This is a genomic window from Mycolicibacterium chengduense, assembly GCF_033741155.1.
Taxonomy (GTDB): domain Bacteria; phylum Actinomycetota; class Actinomycetes; order Mycobacteriales; family Mycobacteriaceae; genus Mycobacterium.
This window is the reverse complement of sequence record NZ_JAWQNH010000005.1, coordinates 1-20,281: the sequence shown is the minus strand read 5'-3', so window position 1 is coordinate 20,281 and position 20,281 is coordinate 1. Positions and strand designations below refer to the sequence as shown.

The window sequence follows — 20,281 nt, the reverse complement described above, 5'->3', positions numbered from 1 at the left end:
CTCCCTTGCTGGTGTGATGCGCTCGGGGCTGACGCTAGCCGATGGCGGCTCGCCTCGACACGCCATCGGCCGGTCACTCGATGTCCGAATGTCCCGCCGGCCGGCCTCGACGCGGTGATCACCGTGCGAGGCAACTTATTTCGAACCGTCGGTCGCAGATCAAACGTCAACCGGAACAAAGGTGCATCGGAACAGTTCGTCGTCCGGCTCTGACGAGGATCGTCGCGGATCGACGCGAAGCAGGCTGCCCGTCATTTGGTCAGCGGTATCCTGCCGCCCAACGCGTCGGCCGCCCTGCGAGCCTCCGCGACGAGGGTCTTTTGAGCGGCGCCGTCGATGGCGTCGGCTGGTCCGGTGAGGCCAATCGCGGCACACAAGGTGCCGTCGGCGGCGCGCACCGGCGCGGCGACCGAAGCGATGCCGATCAGTCGTTCACTGATCGACACCGCGTAGCCGTCAACCCGGACCCGGTCCAGCAATGTGCCGAAATCCTTCTGGCTCAACGTGCTGCCATCGGCATGGTGCAGGTCGACCACACCGTCGAGAGCCCGGCTCACGTCGTCGGGATCCATGTCGGCCAGGAAGATCTTGCCCGCGCCGCCGAGGTGCAGGGGCAGTCGTTCACCGACCGGCAGGACATAACTCAGGGGATGTGCGCTTTCCACACGCGCGACGAGCACGCGGCTGTACTCGACCCTGACGTAGAGCGAAGCGGTGTAGCCGGTGTTGGTCGCCAACTGCTGCAACACCGGCTGCGCCAGCACGCTGAGCGGGTTGCTCACCAGATAGGCGTGGGCGACCGCCAGAGCGGCGGGCCCGGCGGTGTACGCATCGCCGGAGCGGGCGACGTAACCCCGGGCGACCAGCACGTTGACGATGCGTTGAGCCGTCGCGATGTGAAGCCCGCTGGCACGGGCTATCTCGGCCAGCCGCATCGGCTGCTTGGCGGCTTGGAGGACGTCGAGCACGTCGAAGGATCGATCGAGCGACCTCATGTTGCTCGCCGGGGTGGTCACCGTGGCTCCCTTGGCACGTGGCACATCGTAAGCAATTCTGCTCATGCCGCCCCCGGGTCAGGTGACCGCGTGGTGGCCATGACCCCCATCGCGCCCAGGAGCACCGCCGCATTGGCCCAGAAGATTCCGACGACGCCAAAGGGCCCGGCGAGGGCTCCGATCGCCAACGGAACGCAGATCTGGGCGACGCGGTTCGAGGTCAGCCTCATACCAAGGGCGGTGCCGTGTGATTCCGCGCGGGTCAACGACGTCACCCAGGACATGGTCAACGGCTGCGGGATTCCGAGCCCGATGCCCAAGGCGACCATCACCAGAACCGCACCCCCGGTTCCGACAAAAGGGAAGGCAAGCAACCCGGCGAACGCCGCACCGATGGAGGCGGTGATCAGCAGACGCCGGCCGAACCGCCGCACCATGCGGGGCAGTCCGACTCGACTGACGACGGTCACCGCGGCTCGCAGCGCCAGCAGTGCACCGACCACCGTCGCGTCGATCCCCCGGTCCGTCGCCCAGACGGGCACGAATGCGTACATCAGATCCAGACTGACCAAGACCGCCCCTGACACGGTCAGCGACCGCCACATCTGAGGTGCCCTGATCAGATCCGAAACCCGTTCCGGATCGGCGGCGCGGGCAGCGGGTCGTTCGAGTTCTCGGTCGCATCGCCGCAGCGGCAGGTATGCCGGCATCGACGCTGCCAGCAGCGCGGCGCACAGGACGAGTCCCACGGTGGCGTTGGGCGCATCGCGACCATGGAACATCGCCAAGGACGCCACCGCCGTCACCACCGGCGGCCCGATGAGCTGCCCCACCGAGGCGGCGGACGTCAGCGTGCCGAACGCCCGGTCGCTGTCTCCCCCGGCGCTGGCGTGTGCGACGAAGGTCTGCTGGCCGATCATGATCATGATTTGGCCGAGACCGATGACGCCGGCGGCCGCCAACAACAGCCACAGTCCGGGGAGCAAGAAGGCCATGGCCGTCCCGATCGTCGCCGTCACCAATCCGGCGACGGCGACCACCGGACCCCCGGAGCGATCCGACCAACGACCGGTGGGCAACGCGGCAAACAACGCGGGCAGCGCGAACGCGGTTGCCAGCGCGCCGATGACGAGCGCGTCGGCACCGAGCGCAAGGGCGCGGTAGCCGACCATCAGGCGCACCGCTGTCCATGACGCCTGCACCAGCGCGGTCTGGTAACTCAGCGCGAAACGCCAACCGGCCGTTCGCGCGCTCATCGGCTCTCCGTACCTTCGTCACCAACCCTGGATGGCTATCATCCTACGAGAGTTCCTATCGGATAGCCGTGGCGTTACACGGTGAGCCGACCCCGCCGACGAGGGCCAGCGGTTTCACCACCAGCAGGGCGTCCCATTGCCCGTGCCGGCGGCTGTCCTCGACCAACGCAGTCAAGTTCCACAGCTCGCCCAATGGGACACCCAGCTTCGCGATCAGTTCCTGGTGCATCATGCCGAGGTCCTCGGGAGCCGACTCTCGAAACGGGCTCGACGGCAGCACGGGGAGTACTTCGACGGCAAAGGTGTCAGTGGCGAACATCGCTATCTGGTTGTCCCACAACCACTCCAGCAGCGAACGTTGTTGGGCGAATCCCGTCGCTCGGCGCTCGTCCCTGACAGCGCGTCGCTCGTCGTCGGTGGCGTCGAGAAACCACTTCGCCCAGCCCGTGTGAGCCAGAACCAGATCGCCGGGCTCGACGACCACCCCCTGCCGTGCGGCGGCACGGTCCAGAACACCGGCGTCGACGGCCGGTCCGTCACGATGATCAAGCGGTGTCCCCTCCGACGAAAGGAGTGCCTCGACGTCCAGCAGCAGGCCGCGGCCGACGATCGGATCGTCGGCCCATGCCTGCACGCCCAGCTGCGGTGTGCCGGTCACGATCGCGGCGTCAGCGACACCGTCGTAGAAACCGTGTCCGGACGCGCGCCGGTGCCGCAGACCGTCGACGTGACTGCTCGCCTGGAGGAACAGGCCGTCGAGGCTGTCGTCGCGCGACTGTTCGTGCGCGCAGGTGATCGTGTGGGTAGGAGCCGATCGGGAGCGGGACATCGGCGGGTCGAATGCCGTCAGCGGGTAGTCGAGGCTGAACACCGCTCCCCTGCGCACCCGACGTACTGCTGAACGAACATGTTGTGCCGTAGCGAATCCGGCAGTACCGCGGTCCGGATTGTCGAAGATTCCCCAACTGCTCCCCGGCGGCGCACCGTCTCGGCGTTGGAGCAGGTCTGCATACCGGGAGCCGGTATGCAAACCTGAGTCGGGTTTGGCGACGGTCATGCGTGTTCGGGTACAGCCGGAGACGAGTTCTGGTCCATCGCGTCGTCCCCGTCGCCATGCGGGAAGTAGGACAACGCGAAGGCAAGCAGTCCGGCGACACCGGCGGATCCGTAGACCCAGGGGGCGACGTGGTCGGAGACGGCGTCGATGAATGCGCCATTTCCCATCACGATGCCCACGGCCTGCAGGCCGACCACGACCGCACCGCCGATGAGGAAGGCTGCCACGGTGATTCGGAACACGGTCGAAATGACTGTTCTGATCATGATGTGTGTCCGTTCTGTCTAGGCGACGGGGAGGAGGCCGAGGGCGATCAGGACTCCGACGCCCAGGATGGGAATGCAGTAGTACTTGAGCAGCGGCAGGAAGGTCTTCGACGGGTCGACCTGCGCGATGGCCGCGGCGACGTAGATCGGGGCGCCCGAGGGCGGCGAGGCGCCTTCGGTAGAGGCGAACACCAGCACTGCGGTCGCGGCGATCGGGGCCGGAATTCCGACACCGACGAGGGCTGCCACCGCCACCCCGCCGACGGCGGCCATCGTGGCCGACGCGGTGAGGGGGATCGCGATGACGACGATGATGATCCCGACGATGGCCGCCATCAGCCACGCCGGCGCGTGCACACTCTCCAGCACCGTGGTCAATTGTTCGGGCAGTCCGAGGTCGGCCAGCACATTGGATGCGGTGAACGCGGCCACGATCGTGACGCCGATGACGCCGAACTGAGGAGCACTGTCGCCCAACACCTTCCACCAACCTGAGGGATTGCGTGGTAGATGCCGGCGCCCGAGGAACAGCACCAGCGCGATCATCAGCACCGGGATCCACGTGACCAAGCTGATCGCCTTCGACATCACCACGTCGGTGTAAGCCGACAGTTCTGCAGCCAACGGTCCCCTGGTGAGCGCCAGCGGGACGATGATCGGAATGAAGAGCAGCAGCGAATGCCATCCGGTGCGCAGGCTCGTCTTGATGGGCAGCCGGTCCTCGGCGGCGATCGGCTGCAGACCGTGCTTGCGAACCAGGTAGAAATTCATGACCAGGCGGTAGGCCAGGCACCACAGTCCGGCGAGCGCGAGCGGAAGGACGATCTCGTCGGGCTCCATGAGTCCGGTGACGGTGGCTGAACCGACGAGGATGAACATGGTGGCGCTGAACGGGAACGTGACACCCATACCCGCGCAGCCCGCGACGACGGTGGCCGACAGTTCCGGACTGACGCCGGACCGCTTCATCCACGGAACCGTGACCGACCCGACGGCCGCGGTGACCGAGGCGCCGACGTGGGCGACGGCGCCGAACATGCCGCCGGCGACGGTCGACGTGTACACCGGTCCGCCACGCATCCGTCCGAGGAACGAGTTCAGGACGTCGATGAGTCTGTCCAGTACGGGTGTCTTGACCAGGATGAAGCTCATGAAGATGAAGGCCAGGCCCGCGAAGGTGACCTCCTCCTGAATGGCATCGGTGAAGCCGTGCCACACATAGGTGGGGGCATGGACACCGGCGAAGGCTGCCACGGCGACCAGACCGACGATCATCGCCTCGCCGATGTTCCGCTTGAGCACCGCGTTCCACACCACGATCGCCGCGATGAAGGCGACCAGCGCCCAGACGGCGATCACGATGCGCTCCGAGCGGCAATGATGGCCGCGCGGCGTTGGGTTTCGTCGGCCTCTACGGCCCTGCCCCCGGCAAGGCTCGCGAACGCCTCGGCCGCGGGCACGACGATCACACCGTCGTCGTCGGCGACGACCAGATCGCCGGGATTACACACCACGCCTCCGACCGCGACGGGCACGTCCACCTGCCCGGGGCCGTCCTTGTAGGGGCCCGCGGGGCTGACCGCGCGCGCCCACACCCCGAAGCCGATCTCGGCAAGGACGTCGACGTCGCGGACAGCGCCGTCGATCACCATGCCTACGCAACCGCGGGACCGGGCGCGCTCGGCGATCAACTCGCCCATCAGGGCGCGGTTGACGTCACCGTGGCCGTTGATAACGATCACCTCCCCCGGACGTACCTTGGCCAGGGCCTCCTGCAGCGCCTTGTTGTCACCGGCGCGCGTCCACACCGTACGTGCCCGCCCGACCAGACGAGCCCCTTTCCACATGGGGCGAATGCCCGAATCGAGCATGCCCATGCGGCCGCGGGCGTCGCCGATGTTTGCTACCGGCAATCCCTCGAAGGCGGACAGCAGCTCATCGGCGGCGCGGCCGTCGGCGTCGGCCAGACGCTGGTGTACCTGCGCTGCAGCGCGCGCGAGCACCGGAGCGACGCCGGCCTCGTCGAGCAGGTCGACGGCCGCGAAGGCCTCCACCGCGCGGCGCGCGGCGTGCTTGACGGTGCCATCGTGCAGGCGGTCAAGAGCCGCATACCCGTCGACGAGCTCGGCCGCGATCTGGTCGCGCACCCACTGCTGAGCGCCCGTGGCCTCACCGGCCTCGGTGGACTCGACGATCAAGGCGCCGAGCCCTTTCATGAAGCTGCTGCGCAACAGCTTGCGCCGCGAGGCGTCACCCGCTTCGCCGGCGATATCATCCACCCGGGCTCCGACGCCCTGGAAGTATGCCGCGGCCTTCGCCGACCCGGACCCGCTGATCACCAGTGCGGTTTTCGACCCGTGCGCAGGTACCGAGCCCACCACCGCGACGTCGGCGAACAGCACGCCGTCGGAGACGGCGATGGCCTCCGCCGCTGCCGTTTTCACGGCGACCGAAGCGGAGTTCATATCGGCGTAGACCGCGCCCGCCTTGAGGTGGGGCGCCGCGTCGCGTGCCGCCCGCACCGCAACCTTCGAACTGGTGAGGCTCAACACAAGCTCGGCGTCGCGCACGGCGGCGGCGACGTCGTCGAATCTCTCCACGCCGGGCGGAGTGGCGACGTCGGCAGGGTCGAACCCGCTGACCTGCCAGCTGTGGGCGAGGAATCCCGCCGCATACAACGCACCAGCTTCTCCGAGGCCCAGAACTGCCACCCGCATTGTTTCCCTCGATTCTCATTCTATGATAGTCGCTATCACTTGATGTTGTAAGCCTGATCACACCGAAGCGGTTTGTCAACCCACCGGGCCCGCGGGTCGCCCAGCAGCCGGCACGGAGGCGGGCGCGGTTGGCGCACCGGATTCCCAGGACCTCGACATAGGAGACTGTTGGCGCGCCAGGCGACTGTTCTAGCGGGCTTGCAAGCGGCATCCGCGACAGCGCCTCGCGCTTCGCCCTTCCGCCACCGCACTCGCCGACGTCAAGCTGACCGCAGATGATCGGACCGAATTATGCTGGCTTGCAGGAGAACTCGGACTGAAGGCACAGCAGGTGCGGCGTTCGTTTCATCGACCTCGTCGACGCCGCCCCGGTGTGCGATCACGTCATCGATGGCGAGATCGGCCACGGACCGAGTCACGGCGAAGGGGTGCGGTGCGCTCGTCGCAGCCGGTGCGGTGAATCACGGTTGTTGATGTAGATCTCAGATCTGCTGTCATACGGCAGCGAGAGTGACCTGCGACTATCCCGATACGTCTCACACAATGTCATGAGATTCTGTCTCAGAGTCGTGTCATATCCGAGAAGGCCTCATAGCGGGGGCGCGCGATGGGGCGCGTCGACCAGCTTAGTGGGCAGGCTGATCAGCGAGGTCATCGACGAAACGGCAGAACAAGGTGGCGAACATGGCTTGATCCTTCTTCGGCCAATGCCGCAATGCGGTTTCGATGAATTCGGTGCCGGTGGAGTCCATCCGATGACTGGTCTCGCGCCCCAGCGCGGTCGCGCTCAGCAACACGGCCCGGCGATCAGTGGGATCTGTTCTCCGCGTGATCAACTTGCGTCGCTCCAGTCGGCGGATCTGGGGGGTGATGGTCGACTTGTCGACCGCCTGCGCATCGGACAGGTGCGAGGCCCGCACCGGTTGTCTGGCAATGATGGTCCGCAGCAGGTCGACGTCGACGGGCGTCAGGTCGTGCCCGGCATCGCCCAGCAGCTTGGTGCGCGTCTCGGGGCGGCTCATCTGGTGAATCAGCTTCACCATCGCCGGATGGATTCGCTGCGCGGGTGGTTCCTGCTGCGGCATGTCGCCCGTCACTTTCGGCGAGAACTAGTTGGCATGACCAAACTAATACGCATATAGTTTGATTACACCTACTAATTTAGCTCACGATGGAGACAGTGATGAGCAGCGACACCATGAAGGCCATCCGGATCCATCGATACGGGCCACCCGAAAGCCTCGTCTACGAAGACGTTCCCATTCCCCAACCGGGCCCGGGGCAGGTGCTGATCCGCAACGAGGCCGCGGGAATCAACTTCGCCGATATCGAACAACGCAGAAACAACTATCCGTTTCAGCCTCCACTACCCCACCTGCTGGGCGCCGAATTCGCCGGCACCGTGCAAGAGGTCGGTGCGGGCGCCTCGACCGTGGCGAAGGGTGATCGGGTCTTCGGTTTCCTATCGGGAGCCGAACCGGCCGCGTACGCGCAGTACGTCGTCGCGGCAGCAGACGCGGTGTATCCGCTACCGCGCGAGCTCGGGTACGCCGAGAGCACCGCGCTGCTCGTCCAAGGCGTGACCGCCCACCTCTTAATTCGCGACGGCGTGCGGCTCGCACCTGGCGAGACAGTACTGATCCTCGCTGCGGCAGGAGGCTTGGGCTCCATGGCCGTTCAGCTCGCGAAGCTTCGCGGTGCACGCCAGGTGATCGGTGCGGCAAGCACGCCGGCCAAGCGGCAGCTGGTCGTGAACCTCGGTGCCGACGTCTGCATCGACTACACCCGACCGCAGTGGAGCGCCGAGGTGATGGAGGCGACCGACGGCCGCGGCGTAGACGCCGCGTTGGTCAACGTCGGCGGAGAGGCGTTCACCCAGTCGATTGCGTCGCTGGCCCCGTTCGGCCGGCTGAGCGCATACGGCGGCGCCGACAAGACGTCCCCCGTCATCGACTTCGACGCCGAGTTCGCGGCCGGACGGTTGTTCGGCAACCAGACGCTGGGATTCTTCAGCATCTACCCCTACCTCAGCGGTGATCGGCGTGAAATAGCCTCTGTGGTAGCCGAACTCGCCGAATATGTAGTGAACGGTCGGCTCGAGGTTGAACTGGGGGCACAACTGCCGTTGTCGCAGGCGGCCGCGGCGCACCGGCTGATCGAAGACCGCCATTCGACGGGCAAGTGCGTACTGCTGCCCTGGGCCGAGCAGCAGCCATGAGCGTCTACCAATGGCGCGTGTACACCCTGAAAGATGCGCAGTCGCTACGGACCTACCAACACGACGTCTATCCTCGACATCTTGGCACCGTAGGGGAATTCGACATCACCCTGCACGGCATCTGGACCAGCCCGGACGACACCGACCATCGCCTCTACGTCCTCGCGTCCTATCCCGACGGAGCCGATCTCGAGTCCCTCGAGCGGGCCTACCTGCAGAGCCCCGCGTTTCACCAGGATATGGCGGGGATGGATCCGACTTGCATCCTGAACGTGACGGCGACCAGACTTGATCCCAGCACCGGCTCCCCGTTGGACTGACGGTCCACGACACTGCAGTGGAGCGGGGCGACGAACGACTCCCCATGGCTACGTTGGCCCGTAGGCGTTGTCCTCGTAAGCCCCGGTGCGTGACATAGGTGACATCGACATGAAGCTCGCCGCGAGAAATTGACGCCCACGCCCAAAACCCATGGTTGATGTAGATTCTCAGATCCACTGTCATATGAAGGCGTTCTGACCTGCACCGATCCGGACAGTCTCACGACATGTCATACGACATCTGTCTCACAGTCGTGTCATATCCGAGTGAACCATCCTGCGGTGACGAGTTCGCCGAAATGCAGCCCGCGCCCCGACATTCGACTGCCGAGATTGTTTGTCACGTGACAGCCAGCCCGGTTATGCGCTCCGCTCGGGAGTCATGCCGGACCCGACATCTGCCGCAGGTACATGCTGCGTTGGAAACGGATGCCCAATGACCCTGCGGCTCCCCGTTCGCCGACGCGGATTCACCGGCAGGCAGGATTGCCGAACCCCCGCCTTCGGGGCCGGCCAGTGCGATGACGTACCGGCTCCCAAACAAGGGGAGGCCACCCGTGGGCTGTCCCGCCGGCATCTGGCCTGAACCTCGCCGACGCCCTATAAGGACATTTCCAGCCCATAGACAGTCAGCAGGAGTCTCCTATCCCAGAGGATGGCGAGCCAGCCCTTTGTTGTTGACGACGGTCGCGAGAGTTGATGGAACACCACATCGTGGCTACGTGCACCGTCATCCAGGGCCTGCAGGACCCTGATCTGCCGTAGCTCCGTTCGTAGGCCACACCCGCAGCGCGCCGCATGCAAACTCGAATACGGTTCAGTACGGGATCATTCGTCGTCACCGCGACCCTGGGTGGGCGGTATGGCAGGCCCGATCTGGCGGATCTGCGGCAGCGTGGTCACCACGTGCGCAGTCACTCGATCACTGAGACACACGTAGCGGTGCGCCACGTCGCCGGGGAACCGGACGAAGTCTCCCGCCGCCAGATCGACCGGTTCACTGAGCGGACCGGTGCGCAGCCTCCCGGTGATCACGAACAGGTGATGGAGGGTGCCGGGTGGATGCGGTTCGATCACCGCAGGCTCGGCCGCACCGCGCTCCAGTCGCAACACGAGGGTGCGCACGTACCCCGAGCCGTAGATCTCGTCGAGCAGCCGCTCCGACCACTCGGGCCTCCCACTCCACACCCCGTCAGCGCGGCGTTGGACGTACACCGGGGTGCCCCACTCGGTCAGCAGCCGCCGTGCGGGAAGGTCCAGCGCAGCACCCAGTAGCGCCAGCGTTTCCACCGTCGGATTACCCGTGCCCTGTTCGATCTTCGACAAGGTCTGCTTCGCCAATCCGGAACGGCGGGCCAACTCACCCAGCGACATGGCACGCTCGCGGCGAAACCGGCGCACGTTACGGGCGACCAGCTGGTTCACTCCGGACGCACTGTCACTTTTAATAGTCATCTCGTCATTATTGACGAACGACGTCGGGTTTTGCATCATGGTCATCAAGAGTGACGAAGAGGGAACTTGAAGCGACCCTGTCACACACCCAGGAGGCCTCATGACAGCGGTGATCGACTCCGCACGCGACGACAGAGCTGCCATCGACAAGGCATTCAGCCTACTGGTTGCATTCGGAGACCAAGCCAGTACCGGTGTCGGTGTCAGCGAACTCGCTCGCCGCGCGAGTTTGAGTAAGTCGACCGCGTACCGCGTGTTGGGGATGCTGGAGCGCAACGCGGTGGTGGAACGCGTCGGCACCGGTTACCGGCTGGGCTCACGACTCCACGAATTGGGCCTGGCGGTGAACCCCCCGGGCCACGAGCGGGTGCGTGACCAACTGATGCCTTTTCTCACCGAATTGTTCGACACGACCCGCCAGACCGTGCACCTGGCGATGCTGCACGGCACTGAAGTCGTCTACTTGGCCAAACTGTACGGACATCGCAATGCAGTTGCCCCGTCGCGCATCGGTGGACGCCTGCCCGCGCACTGCACCGCGGTCGGCAAAGTCCTGCTGGCCTACAACCCCGCAGCAGTGGACAACATCACCAGCAGGCCGCTGACCGCACTCACCCCCCACTCCATCACCGACCCCGACCAACTGGCCCGCGTCCTCGACCGCGTCCGACTCGACGGCGTGGCAACCGAACACCAGGAAAGCCGCCCCGGACTGGGCTGCATCGCAGCACCGGTATTCGGCCGCAACGGCACACCGATCGCCGCCCTATCGGTATCGGTTCCGCTATCCGCCGACCTTCGCCCCCACGCGCACAACCTACGACGCATCTGCGCATCCGCCTCCCGAATAATGAGCCACTCACACCGCGACGGCTAAATAGGTCCCCGGCACCCGATCGAGGTCGGCGTCCACCTCAGTCACCCACTCCGGTTCCCGGACAAACAAACTCAACTCCTCACGAGGAGTCTCGACATGGCGTCAGCGACAGCCGATTCACAGACGGCCACCCCCAGCAGGCGGAGCGAACCCGCGCACGCCGATAACGCCGTCGGCCGGAATCGCTGTCCCGTGATGGGTCAACGCTGCTCGCCGCCAGCCGGCAGAAGGCGAGGACCCGGCGTGCACGCCGGGTCTTGGCACGGCTATGGGCTCGGCTGGCGCACCGAACGATTCAGGGCATGACCGTTCACCATTCCGTCCCGACAGCAGATCAGGTATGGGCGCAGGTATGGGTACGGGTAGTCAACCGGATGTGCGACCGATCACTGTTCACCACGATGGAGGCATGACCAACAGTGACGTTGACGCCGTAATCGTCGGAGCCGGATTCTCGGGCCTCTACGCGACCCACAAACTCCGCAACGAGTTGAAGCTCTCGGTTCAGGCCTTCGAGGCCGCGCCCGGCGCCGGCGGGGTGTGGCACTGGAACACCTACCCAGGGGCGCGCTGCGACTTCGAAAGCATTTTCTACTCGTATTCGTTCGACGAGGATCTGCAGCGCGAGTGGCGCTGGAGCGAGCGCTTCGCCTCTCAGCCCGAGATCAAGCGATACCTCGAACACGTCGCCGACCGGTTCGACCTTCGACGCAGCTACCGCTTCAACACCCGGGTGACCTCGGTGGTGTGGGACGACGATGCCGAGCTCTGGCACGTCGGCACCGACGACGGGGCTACCACCACCGCACGGTTCTTCATCAACGCCGCAGGTGGATTCGGGGTGACCAAGCCCAACGAATTCCCCGGACAAGACGACTTCGGCGGCACGGTGGTGCACACCAGCAGCTGGCCCCACGAGGGCATCGAGTTGGCCGGCAAACGCGTCGCCGTGATCGGCACGGGGTCTACGGGCATTCAGGTCATTCAGACCATCGCCAAGGAGGTCGGCCAACTGACGGTCTTCCAGCGGACCCCCAACTTCGCGTGTCCGCTGGGCAACAGGCCGTTGTCCGATGACGAATTCGATGCCACGGTGGCCGATTACCCGCGGATTCGCCAGGAGGCACTCGACAGCATTACGGGCGCGGCATATCCGCGCGCGGTCCTCCCAGCTGCGGCCCACACCCCTGACCAACAACGAGCGGTGTACGACGAGTTCTACAACGGTGGCGGTTTCCGCATGCTTGCCTCGACCTACTACGACCTGATCACCAATCCCGAAGCGAATCGGACAGTGGCCGATTACATTCGCGGCCGCATCCGCGAGCGTGTCACCGACCCCGAGGTCGCCGAATTGCTGTGCCCTACCGACCACCCCTACGGGGTCAAGCGAGCGACCTTCGAAACCAACTACTTCGAGGCGTTCAACGAACCCCACGTACGGCTCGTCGATGCGCGCACGACACCCATCGTTCGGATCACGGAAAAGGGCATCGCCACCACCGAGCAGGAATACGAGTTCGACGTCATCATCTTGGCAACCGGTTTCGATGTAGGCGCGGGAGCGCTGAAGCGGATGGGCGTCGTCGGCCGCGACGGCAAGCAACTGACCGATCACTGGGCGCACGGCCAACGGTGCTATCTCGGCACGGCCACCCACGGGTTTCCCAACCTCTTCCACGTCAACGGTCCGCAGGGTCCCGCAGCCCTGTTCAACAATCCCATTGCCATCGAAGTCAGCGTGGACTTCATCGCCGGCCTGATCTCGACGATGGAGCAGCACGGGTACCGAACGGCGGAAGTCACTGACGAGGCCGAGACCCGCTACAACGAGCTGGTCTGTGAAGTCGCCGATGTGACCCTGTTTCCCACCGGGACCACGTGGCTCATGGGTGACAACATCGCAGGCAAGGCACGGACGCCGATCTCACTGTTCACCGGCGCACCGATGTTTCGCGCGATCGTCGAAGAGGTCGTGGCCCGCGACTACAGCGGATTCGCCTTCGACGGTCACGAAAGGCCGGTATCGACTCTGGTGAGTCTCGACGGCAGCGAAGTCTTCCTGCTCGCCGGGATGATGAACATGGGCGTGAAACCCCTCGAGCAGTGTTCTCTGGAGGAAGCCCGTTTCAGCCTTGAGTCCCTCAGGGCCATGCAGCTTCCGTTGCCGACCGGCATCTCCATCACCGAGGCTTCCTACCCCACCGAGGACGGACAGCGCCCGGTGCGGCTGTATCGGCCCGATGGCAACACCTCGCCGCTGCCCGTCATCGTGTTCGTTCACGGCGGTGGATGGATCGGCGGTAGCCTCGACGCGTTCGATGAGCCGTGCGCGGTGCTGGCTAAGCGAGTCGGCGCGGTCGTGGTGTCCCCGGACTATCGGCTGGCGCCCGAACATCCGTTCCCCGCAGCACCGAATGACGTTCTCGCTGCGCTTCGGTGGGCGGGTGAGAATGCGCGTGAGTTCGGCGGGGACCCTGACCGTATTGCCATCGGCGGCGAGAGCGCGGGGGCGAACCTTGCCGCGGTGACCGCACTACGTGCCCGAGACGAGGGTGGCCCCGCGCTGCGGGCGCAGATTCTGGTGGTGCCACCCATAGACCCGCTGGCCGACACCAACTCTCGCAAGCAGTTCGCCGCGGGGCCGATGATCTCGACCGAGCTCGGGCAACGGATGTGGACTCTGTATCTAGGTGATCCCGTGAACGCCACGTCGCCGTGGGCGGCACCGATCCGAGCCGAGGACCTATCGGGCCTGCCGCCCACCCTGATCGTGACCATGGAGATCGACCCGACTCGCGACGAGGCCGAGGACTACGCGGCCGCGTTGCAGGCCGCCGGCGTGCCGACTCAATGCCGACGCCTGGCACGTCTGTTCCATACCACGCTGTCGGTGTCGGGGGCGGTTCCGCGAGCCGCCGAAATCCACGACACCATAGCGCAATTCGTCGGCCCATTGTTGGTCAGGGAAGCCGAGGCCAGTGCCGTCGGCTGAGCCGTCATAAGAGACGACAGTCCGACACCGCATCGGCGGCGAGCACGCCGTCGCCGGCGAAATAGGGGCGATCACAACCTGGTTCGCCCTGCTCACACATGAGACGAACAGAAAGAAGGTGCGCTGACATGAGCGGTACCCTTGAAGGCAAGCGGGCTCTGATCACCGGCGGACACCGTGGGATCGGTCGCGCGATCGCCGAGGCCTTCACCGAAGCCGGTGCGGTCGTCGCGATCGCCGATATACAGGGCGCCGAGGCTGCAGCGAACGAGATCGGCCGTGGCGCAATCGGTGTGGCATGTGACGTGAGTTCAGCCGACAGCGTCGCCGCGGCGGTGCAGTCAACAACTGCGTCCCTCGGCGGACTGGACGTGTTGGTCAACAATGCCGGCGTGGAGACGCTCGCCCCGCTGCACGAGACCAGCGAGGCGGACTTCGACCGGTTGATGTCGATCAACGTGCGCGGACCATGGCTGGTCTACAAGCACGCCGTGCCGGCGCTCATCGACGGCGGCGGTGCCATCATCAACATCGCGTCCATCAGCGGCGTGGTGGCCTTCCCCCTCCTGGGCATCTACTCGGCGACCAAGGCGGCGGTGATCAGGCTCACCGAGTCGATGGCGCTGGAGCTGCGCGACCACGGGGTCCGTGCCAACGCCATCTGTCCGGGCTTCGTCGCCACCGAGATGGTCGCGCGCACCAGTGACGTCTTCGCGGACATCACCGGTATGCCGTTCGAGCAGATGGTGACCCAAGGTCAGGGTGGCATGGCAGCACCGGCCGACATTGCGGGCCTGGCGACCTATCTGGCCTCCGACACCGCATCCTTCGTCAATGGCACGGCCACCGTGGTCGACGGGGGTATGAATCTGCGGCGTGTCTAGCGCCGTCAGCCACAGTCGGTCCATCGGTCACCGGAACCACGCATGCCGGCATACTTGCGACGGGTGTGTGTGATGCTAGCATGCCAGTAGCGACTTTCAGTGAGATATGGGATGCGACTTTGCGACACGCCAGGAAATCAACGGGTTTCGACGAACGACCCGGTGTCGGCAACGGGGTGCTCGAGTCGGTCGTGGTGAGCGCGTGAGCGCGGAACTCCTCCGGGATACGCCCGTCTGGGTGGCGCTGGGCGCGACAGAGCACCGCCTGCACTATGTGACGGTCGGCCCGTGGCGCACCCGCGTGCTCGAAGCCGGCAGCGGCGAAACCCTCGTGCTCATGCCGGGAACCGGCGGACACCTCGAGGCGTATTCCCACAACATCGCCGCCTTCGCCGAGCACTACCACGTCATCGCCTACGACTACCCGGGGCACGGTTACACCACCCTTGCCGACGCGGACCTCGAACTGGACACGTACGTCGAGCATCTCGCTTCACTACTCGACGCCTTCGGGACGACCAAGGCTCATCTCAACGGTGAATCGCTGGGCGGTTGGGTCGCGATCAAGTTTGCGGCAGCCCATCCCGATCGCGTGGGCAAGCTGGTGCTCAACACGCCGGGCGGCACGATGGCTCGACCAGAGGTGATGGAGAAGATCCGAGGGCTGTCCCAGGCTGCCGCCGACGACCCGTCGGAGGAGCGCATTCGCGCCCGGCTGGAGTGGCTCATGGCCGACCCGGCGTCCGTCACCGACGAACTGGTCGCGATTCGTCGGACAATCTACTCGCAGCCGGGGTTCTCGGAATCAATGCGCCACATCCTGTGCCTGCAAGACCCCGATGTGCGACGACGCAACATGGTCACCGATGAAGACTTGAAGGCGGTGCCGAACGGCGCATTGGTGGTGTGGACCAGTGACGACCCTTCCGGCCCGGCAGGAGCCGGTCTTGAGATGGCCGAGAAGATCTCGGGCGGCCAATTCAAACTCATCACCGGTGCTGGGCATTGGCCGCAATGGGAACAGCGGGACAAGTTCAACCGTCTTGTACTGGAATTCCTCACTGCGCCCGGTGAATGAACGTCTGGCCCTTCCAGGGAACAGCGGCTCCCAGTCGTCGACCGGCTTGATCGGCGCATGGCGCATCCGTCTACCTTGCTGCGACACCGAAAACCCCTCGAAGGGAGACTTTTCGGTGTCGCAGCAGGGCGCAGCCTGCCGCGGAGATCAGGCCGGGACAGCCAGATTCGTACTGGCGACGATGCCCATGCCGGTGATCCACTCACTCACCGGCTGATACACGATCTTCTCCAACGGCGTGCCGCCGGTGAATACCGAGGCTATCCATGTGCGGACCTCAGCGCCGCCGGAACCTCCCGCGACGAGGTCGGCCTCACGAAGGCTGGCGAGACGCTCCCAGTCAGAAGCGAACACGTCGAGAAGATCGCGGTCCCAGTCCGGGTCAATGGCTTCCGCGGCCTTCGCGATATTGTCCGTAACCAGTTTTCGCCGCTGCTCTTCGGTGAGGTCCCGCGCCCCGGGTATCAGTGAGGGCGGTGCGTGGGACAGCCCGCCGGAACCGATCACCAAGACGCGTTCGTCAGGCTCTACACGCATGCGCAGCCACTCCCCCACCGCCCGACCCAATGCGGCGACGCGGGCCACTGTGGCGATCGGCCGGTCGACGCAATTGATGACGATGGGGAGTATCGGTACCGAAGACAGGGACCCGAATAAATCCGCCGTGGACTGTCCGAATCCATGGTCGAGCCGCAAAGTGTCGGCAGTGGCGATATCGATGCCGGCCTCGGCCAGATACCTGGCGAGTTCGATCGCCTTCTGCCGCGGGACGGCGTAATCCTCCTGCGGCGTACCCCAGTCACCGTAGCCGGTCGCAGATTCGACGACGGTGAAGCACGGGGCGATGGAGCGAGCGCGCGCATGTGATCCGGGCCGTAATAGACCACGAGCGTCGGGCTGTAGTCGGCCTCCGCCTTGGCGACCCGCGCAAATCCCGCGCGGAACTCGAGGCCTTGCGCGTGGTCGACGTCTTGAGCCATCTGGGGGACTGTGCGACAAGCACAACGTCGCTATTGCAGGTGCGGTTCGCATAGGGGTTCCTACCTTTCGAAGGCGGCTTGCGCAATGATCGAGACCGATCGAAAGCCGCGTGTCACAACGGTTTACGCGTCAGGGTCCTTTGATGGGATCGGTTGATCGGTTACAGGTCGATTCCGGAACGGACGTCCGATCGGAACGGAACGAAGGAAGGAGGAGGGGGAAACGTCGAATCAGTCATTGCACCTGTGAATCGCCTACGTGGTGGTCCGGTGCCGATTCGATCGAACCGGACCGGGGGGAACAGAGCCGAATGGAAACTAGAATGCTAGCATCACAGTATCGCGTTTACCCGGCCCACCACAAGAAGGTCGGCATGCAGTTGAAGCAGTCAAGCGAGGGTCAGGGCTACGCTTTCAGGGGTGGACATGCGTTATGAGGGCGAATCACGGTCGCGCCGGACAGTGTCACGACTGAATGACGCGGTCTACGACCAGCTCAGAGGTCGGCTGATGGAGGGCGATTACCCGGCTGGCCAACGCCTTTCGGCAGAAGCCCTGCGCGTCGAGTTCGGGGTGAGCAAACAACCGGTCATGGAGGCACTGCGCAGACTGGCCGCCGACGGCCTGATCGAAATCCAGCCACAGGTCGGCTCACGGGTGATGGCGTACACCCTGCGGGAAGTCGCTGATTTCTACATGATGTTCGGAGGGTTCGAGGGCACCATCGCCGGCATCGCAGCTCTGCGTCGTACGGAGGAGCAAGTCGCCGAACTCGACGCCATTTCCACGGAGATCGATGCTCTTCGAGAGGAAGCCGATCCCCGGGTGAGATCGCGTGGATATCGCGTGCTGAACCGCAATTTCCACGATGCCATCCATGACATGGCCCACTCGCAAATCGCCGCCGACACCAGCCGCCGGCTGTGGGATCTGTCCGATTTCTTGATCAACACCACAGGGGTACCGCAGCCGCTCAGCTCCGCACTCGACGAGCGCCACGCGGATCACGAACGCATCCGTGCCGCTATCCACGCTGGCGATGCGGAAGGCGCACGTCGCGAAATGGAAGCACACATCGTCGGCACGATCGATGTGATCAATGCGGAGGCCCACGCCGTCAACGGGACCGCGCCGCGCTGACGTTGGGTCGGCGACTGACCGCACGATTCTCGAGGCCGTTCTGGTCGGGTCCGCGAACTCGAATTCTCGCTTTGTCAACGAGCCACTCGCCAGGCACACCTCCGCGCCGCGGGTCCGAATCTGAAGTTTCGCTCGCATTCTCGCTGGCTGCCGTCGTGTCGCATGCTAGCATGCCACTCATTCGACATGGCGTTGGAACTGCCTCGGGAAGGCGCACGATGACGGCAACTGGCATTCCGGTAGTGGAATTCGACTCCACTGATCAAGATCTGGTGCTTCACGACCTCGAACTCTTCGAACGGGTTCGGGCGGCGGGCGGAATCGCCTGGTCCGAGAAGCAAGGGGGGTTGTGGGTCGTTTCCGACTATGCGCTCTGCCGTCAGATCGCGGCAGACCACGAGACGTTTTCGTCTGCGGATGGCGTTCGCTTCCCGCGAGCACTCACGTCGCACATCCTGGCGCTGGAGTACGACCGCCCAACGCACACTCGCCATCGAGCGATTCTCACCGAACTGGTCGGGCCGCGAGTGACGCCTCCCCTTGAACGGATGGTCCGCGAGCACGCCGGCGCTCTGCTCGATCGCCTGTCCGCGGCCGAGATAGCCGATCTAGGCGCGGACTATGCGTATCCCCTCCCGCTGGATGTCATCTTCTCGCTGATCGGCGCACCCGAGTCGATCAAGTCGGAAATGGAGACTTTGAGTGAGTCGCTGTTCCTCTACCGACGCCCGATGCCCGATGGCAGCGATCCCGCAAAGAGACTGCAGGAGATCCTCGACGGTCTCATCGCCGATAGCCAGTCGAAGCCCGACGATTCGTGGATATCGCGTGTGATCGCGCGCGCCAACGACCATGCGGGTGATCTCGACGAAGCCGAGGTGCGTGGCGCATTGACAGCCGTTCTCACCGGCGGACATCACTCGACCGCCCGAGGTCTGGCGTGTCTCATGGCGCAGATCGTCGAAGACCCCGAGCTGCAGCAGCTGCTCCGCGACGAACCCGCGCGAATTCCGGCAATAGTCGAGGAGTCGCTACGGCTGAACACCCCGTTGCGGTGGTTCGCGCGAACAGCTGCCAGGGACACAATCGTCGGAAACATGCAGGTTCGGAAGGGCGAGCGGCTGTACCTGCTCTACGCGGCTGCCAACCTCGATCCTGCCAAGTTCGCCGATCCCAGCCGCATGCACCACGAAGGAAGAAAGGCCAGCGAACACCTGGCCTTCGGCTGGGGCATTCATCGATGTGTGGGAATGCCGTTGGCGCAACTGGAATTACGCGTAGCGGTAGAGGAGTTGTTGGCCGCCACGTCGTGGATCAGCCTCGAAGCCGAAGTGGAATGGCACTCAACGGTCGTGTACACGCGGGTCGCTTTCAAGCCGGACTATTCCGACATGATCGCGAACAGCCCGCTGTTGGCGATGTCCGCGCAGAAGAATTGTCTGGTCGACGGCACCCCGGCAGCCGACATCGCGGCCGAACTCGCCCCACGCGCCGGGGAAACGGTCATCTGTCATCAGCGAGTGGGCGGCTTCCATGCGAGTCAGCTGGATCTCGTACTCCGCCGCGCCGGCGTCGATACCGTCGTGTTCGCGGGCGTGGCCACCAACCTCTCGGTCGAAGGGACCGCACGTGCTGCGTCCGACCACGGATACCGCACGATCGTCGTCACAGACGCCTGTTCGGCCGGCTCGTTGCCGGCTCACGAGGCGTCCGTGGAATCGCTTGCGCTGCTTGCCGAGATCGCAACCACTGACGAGGTGTTGGATTCGCTCGTCCACGGGGTGCGAGTCCGTCGGGAACTCAGGTTGCGCCACAGCGGAGACGTGTGCGTCGCGCGACCTGAGCCTGTCCGCGAGCGGGTTTCGAGAATATCGGGACGGCGACTACACCGCGGCCATTGTTCAGCGGGGGCCTGGACGGAGAGCAACGGTCACTTTCGCATCACGCCTTGAGGAGTCGACGCAGTATCTTGCCAGTCGCCGATTTGGGTATCATCTCAACGAATTCGACGCTACGAATCTTCTTGTACGGGGCGACCCGTTC

The 20,281-nt window shown here is 64.9% G+C and carries 18 protein-coding genes; 9 read left to right on the top strand and 9 right to left on the bottom strand.

Going from position 1 to position 20,281, the window contains the following annotated elements; all coding sequences use genetic code 11:
• Positions 1–251: 251 nt before the first annotated feature.
• The 7 genes from SBI67_RS18615 to SBI67_RS18585 form a co-directional block, all read right to left on the bottom strand.
• The gene (locus SBI67_RS18615) at positions 252–1,016 is read right to left on the bottom strand and encodes an IclR family transcriptional regulator (RefSeq protein WP_318982005.1); all 765 of its coding nucleotides are present in this window, start codon (positions 1,014–1,016) and stop codon (positions 252–254) included.
• 41 nt (positions 1,017–1,057) lie between these two features.
• Positions 1,058–2,251, bottom strand: coding sequence for an MFS transporter (locus SBI67_RS18610; protein WP_318982004.1), 1,194 nt, complete (start codon positions 2,249–2,251; stop codon positions 1,058–1,060).
• Between the two features lie 55 nt (positions 2,252–2,306).
• Positions 2,307–3,137, bottom strand: a complete 831-nt coding sequence (locus SBI67_RS18605; RefSeq protein WP_318982003.1) for a cyclase family protein — start codon at positions 3,135–3,137, stop codon at positions 2,307–2,309.
• 167 nt (positions 3,138–3,304) lie between these two features.
• Complete coding sequence (locus SBI67_RS18600) at positions 3,305–3,574, bottom strand: hypothetical protein (protein ID WP_318982002.1); 270 nt, start codon at positions 3,572–3,574, stop codon at positions 3,305–3,307.
• A gap of 18 nt (positions 3,575–3,592) precedes the next feature.
• Positions 3,593–4,933: a TRAP transporter large permease subunit gene (locus SBI67_RS18595; RefSeq protein ID WP_318982001.1), complete on the bottom strand. Its 1,341-nt coding sequence runs from the start codon at positions 4,931–4,933 to the stop codon at positions 3,593–3,595.
• Positions 4,930–6,291 carry an RraA family protein gene (locus SBI67_RS18590; protein ID WP_318982000.1) on the bottom strand — a complete coding sequence of 454 codons (1,362 nt, stop codon included), beginning with the start codon at positions 6,289–6,291 and terminating at the stop codon, positions 4,930–4,932. The genes SBI67_RS18595 and SBI67_RS18590 overlap by 4 nt, the downstream gene beginning before the upstream one ends.
• Before the next feature lie 626 nt (positions 6,292–6,917).
• Complete coding sequence (locus tag SBI67_RS18585; protein WP_266045549.1) at positions 6,918–7,376, bottom strand: MarR family winged helix-turn-helix transcriptional regulator; 459 nt, start codon at positions 7,374–7,376, stop codon at positions 6,918–6,920.
• Between the two features lie 98 nt (positions 7,377–7,474).
• Between SBI67_RS18585 and SBI67_RS18580 the strand changes: the two genes are divergently transcribed.
• The 3 genes from SBI67_RS18580 (at position 7,475) to SBI67_RS18570 (ending at position 9,415) form a co-directional block, all read left to right on the top strand.
• Positions 7,475–8,509: a quinone oxidoreductase family protein gene (locus SBI67_RS18580; RefSeq protein WP_318981999.1), complete on the top strand. Its 1,035-nt coding sequence runs from the start codon at positions 7,475–7,477 to the stop codon at positions 8,507–8,509.
• Positions 8,506–8,829, top strand: a complete 324-nt coding sequence (locus tag SBI67_RS18575) for an NIPSNAP family protein (protein WP_318981997.1) — start codon at positions 8,506–8,508, stop codon at positions 8,827–8,829. Before SBI67_RS18580 ends, SBI67_RS18575 begins: the two co-directional genes overlap by 4 nt.
• A 436-nt stretch (positions 8,830–9,265) precedes the next feature.
• The gene (locus SBI67_RS18570; RefSeq protein ID WP_318981995.1) at positions 9,266–9,415 is read left to right on the top strand and encodes a hypothetical protein; all 150 of its coding nucleotides are present in this window, start codon (positions 9,266–9,268) and stop codon (positions 9,413–9,415) included.
• A 242-nt stretch (positions 9,416–9,657) separates the two neighbouring features.
• On the opposite strand, the gene SBI67_RS18565 is transcribed toward SBI67_RS18570, so the two are convergent.
• Positions 9,658–10,284 (bottom strand): helix-turn-helix domain-containing protein, encoded by a 627-nt coding sequence (locus SBI67_RS18565; protein WP_318981994.1) that lies wholly within the window; start codon positions 10,282–10,284, stop codon positions 9,658–9,660.
• 100 nt (positions 10,285–10,384) lie between these two features.
• Between SBI67_RS18565 and SBI67_RS18560 the strand changes: the two genes are divergently transcribed.
• From SBI67_RS18560 to SBI67_RS18545, 4 genes are all read left to right on the top strand, one after another.
• Positions 10,385–11,161: an IclR family transcriptional regulator gene (locus tag SBI67_RS18560; protein WP_318981993.1), complete on the top strand. Its 777-nt coding sequence runs from the start codon at positions 10,385–10,387 to the stop codon at positions 11,159–11,161.
• Positions 11,162–11,570: 409 nt separating this feature from the next.
• The gene (locus SBI67_RS18555) at positions 11,571–14,156 is read left to right on the top strand and encodes a flavin-containing monooxygenase (RefSeq protein ID WP_318981992.1); all 2,586 of its coding nucleotides are present in this window, start codon (positions 11,571–11,573) and stop codon (positions 14,154–14,156) included.
• A 128-nt stretch (positions 14,157–14,284) separates the two neighbouring features.
• Positions 14,285–15,040: an SDR family NAD(P)-dependent oxidoreductase gene (locus SBI67_RS18550; RefSeq protein WP_318981991.1), complete on the top strand. Its 756-nt coding sequence runs from the start codon at positions 14,285–14,287 to the stop codon at positions 15,038–15,040.
• A gap of 202 nt (positions 15,041–15,242) precedes the next feature.
• Complete coding sequence (locus SBI67_RS18545) at positions 15,243–16,118, top strand: alpha/beta fold hydrolase (RefSeq protein WP_318981990.1); 876 nt, start codon at positions 15,243–15,245, stop codon at positions 16,116–16,118.
• A gap of 147 nt (positions 16,119–16,265) precedes the next feature.
• On the opposite strand, the gene SBI67_RS18540 is transcribed toward SBI67_RS18545, so the two are convergent.
• Positions 16,266–17,150, bottom strand: coding sequence for a DODA-type extradiol aromatic ring-opening family dioxygenase (locus SBI67_RS18540; RefSeq protein WP_318981989.1), 885 nt, complete (start codon positions 17,148–17,150; stop codon positions 16,266–16,268).
• Positions 17,151–17,524: 374 nt separating this feature from the next.
• On the opposite strand from SBI67_RS18540, the gene SBI67_RS18535 reads away from it, so the two are divergent.
• Both SBI67_RS18535 and SBI67_RS18530 read left to right on the top strand, forming a co-directional pair.
• Positions 17,525–18,238 (top strand): GntR family transcriptional regulator, encoded by a 714-nt coding sequence (locus tag SBI67_RS18535; protein ID WP_318982566.1) that lies wholly within the window; start codon positions 17,525–17,527, stop codon positions 18,236–18,238.
• Between the two features lie 218 nt (positions 18,239–18,456).
• Positions 18,457–20,190: an isochorismatase family protein gene (locus SBI67_RS18530; RefSeq protein ID WP_318981988.1), complete on the top strand. Its 1,734-nt coding sequence runs from the start codon at positions 18,457–18,459 to the stop codon at positions 20,188–20,190.
• Positions 20,191–20,281: the final 91 nt, after the last annotated feature.